This is a genomic window from Gordoniibacillus kamchatkensis (genome assembly GCF_000829455.1).
Lineage (GTDB): Bacteria > Bacillota > Bacilli > Paenibacillales > NBRC-103111 > Gordoniibacillus > Gordoniibacillus kamchatkensis.
The window spans coordinates 107158-117194 of the sequence record NZ_JXAK01000015.1 but is presented as its reverse complement, the minus strand read 5'-3'; the positions used below and the strand labels follow the sequence as shown (position 1 = coordinate 117194).

The following is a 10037-nucleotide window of genomic DNA, read 5'->3' as shown; positions in this document are numbered from 1 at the left end:
ATATTAATTGTTTTTTGACATTGGCCCGTTTTGCGATGGATTCAATTCTGGCGCCCGTATAGCCTTTCTCGGAAAATTCGGTTCTCGCTGCCAACAGTATAGCTTTGCATGTCCGTTCGGCGTTACGCGTTTCACCCAATCTGCTCACCATCCCGATTGTTCATATTACCATGATAGATTTTTATTTTACTCGGGTCAAGTTTTGTATGATTTGTTGTAAAATAATACGCATTATAACTTGACGAAAGTAAAGTTAAATGATACCATTCGTTCAAGTAATACTTTCCAGTTAGTCAGAAATGTTGTTGCAGTTCCGCAAGTACATGAATTGACAGGAGGAACCGAAAGATGAAATCGGAAACCGAAAATCAAAAGCCGCGGATATCGCGGCAGTTCGTCACTCTGCTTGTCGTTTGCGTCACCACCTTCATGCTGCCGCTCGACTATACGATCGTGTCCGTAGCGCTGCACGATATTCAAGCGACGATCGGCGCCAGTTATACCGACTTGCAATGGATCATTAACGGCTACACGTTAACGTTCGCCGTATTTCTGCTTACCGGCGGCGCTTTATCGGATTTGTTCGGCAGACGCAAAATATTCATGGTCGGCTTGGTCGTTTTCTCGCTTGCGTCTCTGCTATGCGGCATTGCTTCGGACGCCTTCGTGCTGAACGTGGCCCGTGCCGTGCAGGGCATCGGGGCGGCGCTCATGTTCAGTGCCGCGCTGCCGCTGCTCGTCGCGGAATTTGAAGGGCCCGCGCGGGCGAGAGCCTTCGGCATTTTTGGCGCCGTCGTCGGCATCGGGGCAGCGCTAGGACCGTTTCTCGGCGGGATCATCATCAACGCGCTGGGGTGGAGATGGGCGTTTCTCGTCAACGTGCCGGTCGGCGTGCTGATGCTTGCGCTGACGTTGTGGAAGGTAGCCGAATCGCGGGATCCGAATGCAAGAGGAATGGACTGGGGAGGATTTGCCACCTTCACCATAGCGGCCACTTCGCTCGTGTACACGCTAATCAGCGGCAACGAACAAGGATGGGGAAGCCCGGTTATTATGGGCTCAATCGTCGCGACCGTCGTCTTTTTCGCATTGTTCGTTGTGGCCGAGAAGAGGCATTCTTATCCGATGTTCGACCTGTCGCTGTTTAAAAATCCAACTTTCGTCGGTGCATCGATTCCTCCGCTCGTATTGTCGATCTCGTTCTGGGGCATATTTTTGTACTTTCCTACGTTTTATCAGGGGCTTCTGGAGTATAGTCCGTTCGAGGCGGGGCTTGCCGTTCTGCCCTTCGCCGTCCCGTTATTTATCGGCGGGCCTCTCGGGGCCAAACTTGCGTTAAAGCTGCCGGCGCACGTTTTGCTCAGCTTGGGCGAGGCGTTAGTCGGGCTAGGATGCCTGTGGATGCTCGTTTCTCATCGGGACTCGACATGGGTCGCTTTCGCTGGCGGATCTTTCCTGTCCGGCTTGGGGGCCGGCTTGATCAACGGGGAGATGACGAACGTGGCGATGAGCGTCGTTCCGGCCGAACGGAGCGGGATGGCGTCCGGCATCAACAGCACGATGCGGCAGGTGGGAATCGCCCTCGGTTTCGCCGGACTGGGCGCGATCCTCGCACAAGTGGTTACCGGCGATTTGAGCCGCGCTGCAAGCGGCTTCGGCATGCGGGACATTAACGGCAAAGAGCGGGAGCTTGCCGCTACGATTTCCACCGGCGATTTGCAGGGCGCGATAACTTCCATGCCGGCCGAAATCCGGAGCAATTTCGCGGAAATCGCCAAAGCCGGCTTCTTCGACGGGCTTCATGCCATTCTGCTCGTGTCGGCGATCATCGGGCTGGCAGGCGCTATCTTCACCTTTGTATTGATTCGCAAACAATCGAAAGCCGTTGCCGCGACGAAAGGAGAACAAATTCATGGAATTGCGCATTAAAGACAAAGTTGTCGTCATTACGGGAGCGAGTGCCGGAATAGGGCTGGCAGCGGCAAAACTGTTTTTGCAGGAGGGAGCCAAAGTTGTCGGAGGCAGCCGCAGCGTCAGTGCCTTGGAGCGCCTCGGCTCGGACAGATTGGTTGCGGTGTCTGCGGACCTTAGCACGGCCGAAGGTCCCGAAGCGGTGGTGAACAAGGCCGTTGAAGCGTTCGGCAGAATCGACATTCTCGTCAATAATGTCGGGATCGCCCCTATCCGCAGCGGCTTCCTCAGCGTAGACGACGAAGGCTGGCGCACCGTAATGGAAACGAACTTCATGAGTATGGTTCGCGCGACGCGGGCAGCTCTCCCCTCTATGATTCGGCAAAAAAGCGGGGTAATCGTGAGCGTATCTTCGGAAGTCGGGCATCAGCCCGACTCCATGCTCCCGGACTACAGCGTATCCAAGGCAGCCATCTTGAGCTTGTCCAAAGCGATATCCAACGAATTCGGGCCTATGGGGATACGCGCGAACGTCGTATCTCCGGGGCCCATTCGAACCCCGCTCTGGGATAATCCCGGCGGCTTTGCCGACACGCTGGCTGCGACGTTCGGCATGAGCAAAGAGGAGGCCATCGTCCATTTTACGAAAAACGTCCGTCAATTGGCGCTGGAGCGAATCGGCACTCCGGAAGAGGTGGCGGCCGTCATCGCCTTCGTCGCTTCCGAGCAAGCTTCGTTCGTGACAGGCTCCGAGTATATGGTCAACGGCGGCGCTCTGAAGCAGGTGTAAAGCGGTTCCCACGGATCGTTCGCACCAAGCAACGGCAGCCATGAAAGCAGAAGCGAAGAGGAGAGAAAGCAAATGGACAAATTGCTCGTTATTAATGCGCATCCGAAAGTGGACGCAGTGTCGTCGTCTGTCAGCTTGCAAGTGCTTGATCGCTTTTTGGCGGCATACCGAAAGCTCAATCCATCCGGGCCGATCGAACAAATCGATCTGTATCGCGACCATGTGCCGGGCATTGACAGCACCGTTTTAACCGCGTGGGGGAAGCTGGGAAAAGGGGAGCAGCCAAGCGAAGAGGAGCAGCGGCTGACCTCGCGCATGTCGGACATTTTGCAGCAGTTTAAAAGCGCGCGTAAATACGTCATCGCCATGCCGCTGCATAACTTCAACGTTCCCTCGAAGCTGAAAGACTATATGGATAACGTTCTCATTGCCCGAGAGACTTTCAAATATACGGAATCCGGTTCGGTCGGTTTGCTTACGGACGGCCGCAGCGTGCTTGTCATTCAAGCGAGCGACGGCGTTTATACCAATAACGACTGGTACACCGAAGTAGAGTACTCGCATAAATATTTAAAATCGATGTTCAACTTTATCGGAGTCAAGGACTATCAAATCATTCGCGCACAGGGGAACGCATTTCTCGACCGGGGCGAAATTTTGGCCAAAGCGTTTCAAGAGGCGGAATCGGCGGCAAGTTCTTGGGCGGAGGAGCCGGCAATCGATGGGGTGGTCAAGTGATTGCAGGTTTATATGAAGCCCATTTGCCTGTCGGCGATCTTGAACGCGCTATTCGATTTTACGAAGCTTTGGGTTTGGAACTCGCCCACAGAACCGACGGGCGCGCTTTTTTCTGGATCGAAAAAGGGAAGAGCTGGTTAGGGCTATGGGTCGCCGAACAAGTGAACGTTCCATACCATGTCTCCATACGCCACGTTGCCTTTCGCATAGAGCTGGAAAATATGGAAAAAGCGAAAACGTGGCTGCGGGGGAGAAACGTGGAGATCGTCGATTTTTACGATTTCAAGCCGCATCAGCAACCGCTTGTACCGCCTCTATTTCCGCAAGCGCATGCGGCCGTCTATTTTGAAGATCCCGACGGCAATTTGCTGGAATTGATGGCGCCGATCGAACTCGACGTCAGTGATTATTTCGATACGATGGAATTGAATGAATGGTACCGCCAAAGAGGCCATAAAAGAAACCCTCCGAATTAGGAGGGTTTTTGCACTTTTCTCCGATGGCGTAGGGTATTGTGAACAGTGGATGGTATAAAATCTTGCAAAATGGACGGTTACAGCCGCGCAAGAGGGAAATAAACTATTTTTGTATAGCCAGCAGCGCATTTATTTTTGAAAAGGGGAATGTTGCTATGAAAACGCCGTTCACAACCGGCCAAAAGCTCGAAAACTCGGGACTGCTGCCTTTAATTATTATTTTTGCCGTTATTATGGCTTCTCCGCTTTTTTACTTTTTAATTAACTTAATGCTTGGAAACGAACAATTGTTCACTGCCCACTAATTGGATTGTAAAGGTGATGACATTCGCATGACGTGGTTACTGTATACGCTCGTTTTTGTCATAATGGGTATAGCTGTCGTGGGGACGATTCTCGTCGGGGTTTCGCAAGCGAACCGCGAAGGCAACCCGTCATACTTCAAAAAAACGAAAGCCAACATCACCCGGTTGACTTTGTTTTACATTCTCTGTTTTGGCGCTGCGGTGATCGCTTTAATCGCTTATATTGTTCATTATGTATGGACCAAGTAAAGGGCTGCCGTGGCAGCCTTTTGTGCTCTAAGGCGGCTTGCAAAAAGTTATACCTAAATGATCAAACCTATTGGATTATTCGCTTGAATCACCGATGATAGAATGATTCCCTAAGAGACTATTTCAGTAAAGGGGAATCATTATGATCGCCAGAGACGACTATCCTCGCCCGCAATTTGTTAGAGACGCTTGGATGACCTTAAACGGAACTTGGGACTTCGCTGCGGATGATGAGCACGTGGGTGCTGCGGAAAGGTGGTACGAGCACGGCCCGTTCGAGCGCCAAATTTGCGTCCCGTTTGCTTATCAGAGTCAGTTAAGCGGTATTCATGAAAGTACGTTCCATGATGTCGTTTGGTACCGGCGCCCGTTCAAGATTCCGGCGGAGCATGCGGGAAAGAGAGCCATCCTGCATTTCGGAGCCGTCGATTACGATGCGAAAGTATGGGTTGACGGTCAGCTCGTATGCACCCATCAAGGAGGCAACAGTTCCTTCTCCGTCGATATCACGGACGTGTTGAAAGGTGAAGAACACCATATCGTTGTTAGAGCGCAAGATTATTTCGAAGATTTGACGCTGCCGCGAGGCAAGCAATATTGGAAAGAAAAGGGCGAAGTCATGTGGTTTACCAACATGACGGGAATCTGGCAATCGGTATGGATCGAGTTCGTCCACAGCGTTTACTTGGAGCGCGTTCGTTTTACGCCGCATCTGGACACGAATGAAATTGAAATCGAAACCTTCATTGAAGGCTTGGCGCGGGGACAGCGCGTTGATTTGTGCGTTGAGATCACATTCAAAGGTGCTTTCATCGCAAAAGAGACGATTTGCGCCGGGAACGAGGAGAGCAGACGCATCCATCTGAACGATTTTAACGATCACGGGTTTGGAAGATGGTGGTCGCCGGAAAAACCGAATTTGTACGATGTGCAATTTACGCTGCTCCTGGACGGCAGGCCCGTCGATCGGGTGACAAGCTACTTTGGCGTGCGCAAAATTTCCATCGAGAACGGCAAAGTGTGCCTGAACAACAAGCCGTATCAGATGAAGCTGGTGCTGGATCAAGGCTACTACCATGACGGTATTTTGACTGCGCCTTCGGATGAAGCCATTCGCCTTGATGTAGAGTTATGCAAACAAATGGGGTTTAACGGAGCAAGGAAGCATCAGATGGTAGCCGACCCCAGATACTTGTATTGGTGCGACAAGCTTGGCTTGCTCGTATGGGGCGAGATGGCCAACGCGTACAAGTACTCGGAGTCTTATGCCTACAAAATGGCTAGCGAGTGGGGCGAAGTAATCAAGCGGGATTATAACCATCCGTGCATTGTCGCCTGGGTGCCTCTGAACGAAAGCTGGGGCGTTCCGGACATTTGGAATCACGCGAAACAGCGCCACCATGCGATGTCTTTGTACCATTTCACCAAATCGGTGGACGATACGCGCCTTGTTCTCTCGAACGACGGCTGGGAGCACTGCATATCGGATTTGTGCACGATTCACGATTATGCGCATGACCGAGCGCTGCTGATGGAGCGATATACAAGCATCGAGCGCGTAATGAACGACTTGCCGGGCAAGAAATTCATTTATGCCGAAGGATATCAGTATGGCGGAGAGCCGGTACTGGTTACGGAGTTCGGCGGCGTCAACCTGAGAGTGCTGCCCGAATCGCCTGTCGTTACGCCTTGTGCTGCCAATGAGCGCGAATTTCTAAAGCAACTTGTCGATGTCATTCATCCGATGGTTGTTTCCGGAATGGTGCAAGGGTATTGCTATACGCAATTAACCGACACGGAGACGGAAATTTGCGGCTTGCTCACTTGGGAGCGCCAGCCTAAAATCCCGCTCAGCTTGATTCGGCGCATCAACGAAGGGGAGCTCGTAGAAGAGCTGTAAGCTTGCAAATTTTGGAGGCATCCTTTTCCGCGCTCCCACCCTCCACTATGGACATATGTATGCTATATTGGAGAGCAAGGCAAGGAGGAATGGGGCATGTCCGGGATTCGGCGATGGATAAGCGGCAGCTTGCAATGGCAAATCAGGCTTCTTCGAAAATTTACGGTCAAGGAACGGTTGTTTCTTACCTTTCTGACGATCTCCATCATTCCTCTCGCCATAGCGGCAGCGGTATCGTTCGTATACTCCTATAATGACGCCATGCAAAAAAACGAATCCTCGTCCATGCAGCTGATTCAGCAAATTAGAGTCAGCACGGAATTGCTGATGACGAACTATGAGGCTCTGCTCCAGGCGGTAGCCAACGACGACTTGATCCAGAGCGACATGAAGCGGGCGGCAAGCTTCAGCAAGCTTCAGCAATACAGCTTGGACGATTCGATCAAGAAGATGCTGAATGCCAAGCTAATCAACAACCTGGCTGTTGAAGGAATAACCGTTGCGCTGCTAGACAACGAATACTCCATGTTTGCCGGCAGCCGGATGGTGCCTCCCGTTTATACGAATACGACGCTGTATAAACAAACGATAGCGGATTCGAAAAAAGGTTTTACCTGGCTCCCTCCTCATCTTAACGAAGTGGAGGGATTTTTCCAGACCGGGAACAAAATATTGAGCGTTTCCATGCCGATTCAGGACCGCTGGAGAGGGACCAATTTCGGCATGGCCGCGCTGGCGATCAGCCCAAGCGTGTTTAGCCATATTTTCGCGGGGCTGGCGGAATCCGAGCAAGGTAACGTCATCATCCTGGACAATGCCGGGACTACCGTATATAGCGACAAGCCAGGCGAATGGGGAGAGCCATATCAGGATGCGCAGCTGGCTATATCGCTCCGCGATGACTCCCGGGATAAAGGCAGGTTCGATTTCAAGACTGCGGATGGGAAGAAATACATGGTTTCGTTCACCAAAATGAAAGAAAACGGGTGGACGATTGTAAATCAAATCTCTTACGATTATTTGCTGAGCAGCATAAGAAAGATCAATATGTTCACGATTGCCCTTTCCATATCCATGATGCTGTTGTGCGGATATGTGGCGCTGCTTGTGTTCAAAAGCATATTCGGCAGCATCTATGCACTCATGCAGTCGATGCGCAGCCTGGAAAAAGGCGATTTTCAGCAAGCGATGTCACCGGATACGGGGCGGGATGAAATTCAGCATCTGACCGCATCTTATTATCGCATGGTCGAACGGTTAAACGATGTGATCAATCAACTGTACCGGGAAAAGCTGATCAAGCAAGAGATGCAAATTAAAGCTTTAAAGGCGCAAATCAATCCCCATTTTTTATACAATACGTTAGAGACGATCTCCAGCTTGGCCAAAATCAACGGCGTGCAGCCCATCAGCCGAATGACGACTTGGCTGTCGCAAATTTTTCACTATAGCATCGCCGGCGAAGAAGATTTTGTCGCTCTGCGTGATGAAATTCGCATTTTGGAAAATTATTTGAAAATCATTCATGTTCGGTTCGGGGACAAGATGTCGTTTGACATTGAGATTCCGGAGGAGCTGCAGGGCTGCACCGTTCTCAAGCTGATTCTGCAGCCTCTCGTAGAAAATGCCGTGCTTCATGGGATCGAACCGAAGCTGGAGCCGGGAAGCATCCGAATCCGGGCTTCACAGCGGGGGCGCCTGCTCCATCTCTCTATTGAAGACGACGGAGTCGGCATGAGTTCCGAGCGCCTCGCCGAGCTAAACGACATGCTAGCGGCGGTAGAGGAGCAGCGGCATAAGTCTTTGAACGGAATCGGTCTATTGAACGTGAAGGAAAGGCTGTGGCTCGTTTACGGCCAAAGCTCCGGGATGGACATATCCAGCCAGGAAGGAAAAGGAACGGTCATCGAAATATCGCTGCCTCTTTCCGGGCAACAATGAAAAGAGTGAAAGCCATGTATAGAGTGATGCTCCTGGAAGATGAAACGATCATTCGGGAAGGGCTTAAAGTTTCGCTGAACTGGGAACATTATGAATTATCCATCGTAGCTGAAGCGAGAGACGGGGTCGAAGGGCTGGAGCTCGCTCGCGAGTTTCGTCCGCATCTGATCTTTTCCGATATTCGCATGCCCGGCATGGACGGCCTCGAATTCGCGCACAAAGTGCTGCAGGCGCTGCCGGATGTGAAAATTATCATCATTAGCGGATATAAAGATTACGAATACATCCGCCAGTCGCTGCAGCTCGGCTTGTTCGACTACCTGCTGAAGCCGATCGACCAGGAAGAGCTCGAGCGCGTTGTTCTCAAGGCCGTTCGGCAAATTCGCGAAGACGAGGCCAGCAAGCGGCAGCATATTGAAACAAATACGCTTATTCGGGAAAGCAGGAATGTACTGCATACCGCAATGTTAAATCGGCTGACACTCGGCGATGTTGACCCTCTGCAGCCTGCTAAGAAGGATCCCTTCCTGCAAAGCCTGAACGCGGAGAAGTATATGTGCGCCGTACTGCGGATAGAAAATCTCCAGGAAGCCGTTCGCGTCCGGTTTGAAGGGGATGAAGCCGCGCTTCTGTTCAGCCTGGTAAATATTTGTGAAGAGTCAGTCAGCGAGGATACGTTTGTTTTTCAGCAATACGGCCTAAACAAACAGATTACATTGCTCAAAGGCATCGAAACGTCCAATGAGGCTAAAGATGCTGAGCGCTTTGTGCAATCTTGCCGGCGTCTGCTGGCGAATATACAGAAATATAGCAAAATCGCGGCCAATATCGGCGTAGGGCAGCCGCATTCCGGATGGAAAGGGATCCACAGCTCCTTTGTCGAAGCTTGCGCCGCCGTTGAACAGACGACTTTCGCCGAACACGGCCAATTGAAGCTTGTGGAGACAAAGCCGGTACGCAAAACAACCGTGCTGATGACCCCGGAATTCGAATCGCTCCTGCAAAGCGCTATCGAGCAAAAGGACGAGGAGAAAATCAAGGAGCTTATTACCGCGTTATTCCATTCAACGGAAGCAAGGAATGCGACCCGGAAAGAAGTGTTCGACGCGATCGGGAAGATGGCTGCTTTCGTCAACCGGATCCATCCGCATGAGGGCGACTTATATCGCGGTAAAGATTACTCGATGAATGTTGAATATGCGCTTTTCCGTTCATTCGATTCCATAGAGGAAATCGGCAGCTGGCTGTACGATTATGTTGCGGCTCGGCTCAGCGGCGGAAACCCGGTTTACCCGAACTCGCACGTTCTCATTCGGCATTTGAAACAGTATGTGACCGACAATTTCAGCTCCGATGAGGTTTCGCTTACCTTCTTATCCGACAAGTTCGGGATGAGCATCTACCAAATTTGCCGCTTGTTTAAACGCGAGTTTGGCGTGAACTTCCATGCCTATTTGACGGAACTGAAGATGCTGCGGGCCAAAGAGTACCTGCGCGAAACTTCGATGACGGTGCAAGATATTGCCTATCTGGTCGGCTATAAAGAGTTGAAGTATTTCTTTAAAGTATTTAAAAAACAAACGGGACTAACGCCATCCGAATTTCGCAACCTTCAGTCTTAACCTCATCGCCGTCTAATCGTCGCTCAGCTTGAGCGATTTTTTTGTGCGTTCTTCACTGTGCAAAAAGGTATACCTCACAGGTCAAAAGTGTCGGATAATCTCGCA

10 protein-coding genes are annotated in these 10037 nt (G+C 51.3%); 9 read left to right on the top strand and 1 reads right to left on the bottom strand.

What is annotated here, in order from left to right; all coding sequences use genetic code 11:
- A partial coding sequence (locus SD70_RS34715) for a TetR family transcriptional regulator (protein ID WP_231571153.1) occupies positions 1–151 on the bottom strand: 151 nt, incomplete at its 3' end.
- Between the two features lie 197 nt (positions 152–348).
- On the opposite strand from SD70_RS34715, the gene SD70_RS10915 reads away from it, so the two are divergent.
- From SD70_RS10915 to SD70_RS10880, 9 genes are all read left to right on the top strand, one after another.
- Complete coding sequence (locus tag SD70_RS10915) at positions 349–1929, top strand: MFS transporter (RefSeq protein WP_052487286.1); 1581 nt, start codon at positions 349–351, stop codon at positions 1927–1929.
- Complete coding sequence (locus SD70_RS10910) at positions 1913–2701, top strand: SDR family NAD(P)-dependent oxidoreductase (RefSeq protein WP_041047594.1); 789 nt, start codon at positions 1913–1915, stop codon at positions 2699–2701. The genes SD70_RS10915 and SD70_RS10910 overlap by 17 nt, the downstream gene beginning before the upstream one ends.
- 72 nt (positions 2702–2773) lie before the next feature.
- A complete protein-coding gene (locus SD70_RS10905; protein WP_041047593.1) occupies positions 2774–3439 on the top strand; it encodes an FMN-dependent NADH-azoreductase in 666 nt (221 codons plus the stop codon).
- On the top strand, positions 3436–3915 hold the full coding sequence (locus SD70_RS10900) for a VOC family protein (protein ID WP_041047592.1): 480 nt from the start codon (positions 3436–3438) through the stop codon (positions 3913–3915). Before SD70_RS10905 ends, SD70_RS10900 begins: the two co-directional genes overlap by 4 nt.
- 38 nt (positions 3916–3953) lie before the next feature.
- Positions 3954–4220, top strand: a complete 267-nt coding sequence (locus SD70_RS35955; protein ID WP_156157976.1) for a hypothetical protein — start codon at positions 3954–3956, stop codon at positions 4218–4220.
- A gap of 27 nt (positions 4221–4247) precedes the next feature.
- Positions 4248–4469, top strand: coding sequence for a hypothetical protein (locus SD70_RS10895; RefSeq protein WP_041047591.1), 222 nt, complete (start codon positions 4248–4250; stop codon positions 4467–4469).
- Positions 4470–4611: 142 nt separating this feature from the next.
- Positions 4612–6369: a glycoside hydrolase family 2 protein gene (locus SD70_RS10890; protein WP_041047590.1), complete on the top strand. Its 1758-nt coding sequence runs from the start codon at positions 4612–4614 to the stop codon at positions 6367–6369.
- Between the two features lie 96 nt (positions 6370–6465).
- On the top strand, positions 6466–8310 hold the full coding sequence (locus tag SD70_RS10885) for a cache domain-containing sensor histidine kinase (RefSeq protein ID WP_041047589.1): 1845 nt from the start codon (positions 6466–6468) through the stop codon (positions 8308–8310).
- A gap of 14 nt (positions 8311–8324) precedes the next feature.
- Complete coding sequence (locus SD70_RS10880) at positions 8325–9932, top strand: response regulator (RefSeq protein ID WP_041047588.1); 1608 nt, start codon at positions 8325–8327, stop codon at positions 9930–9932.
- Positions 9933–10037 lie beyond the last annotated feature (105 nt).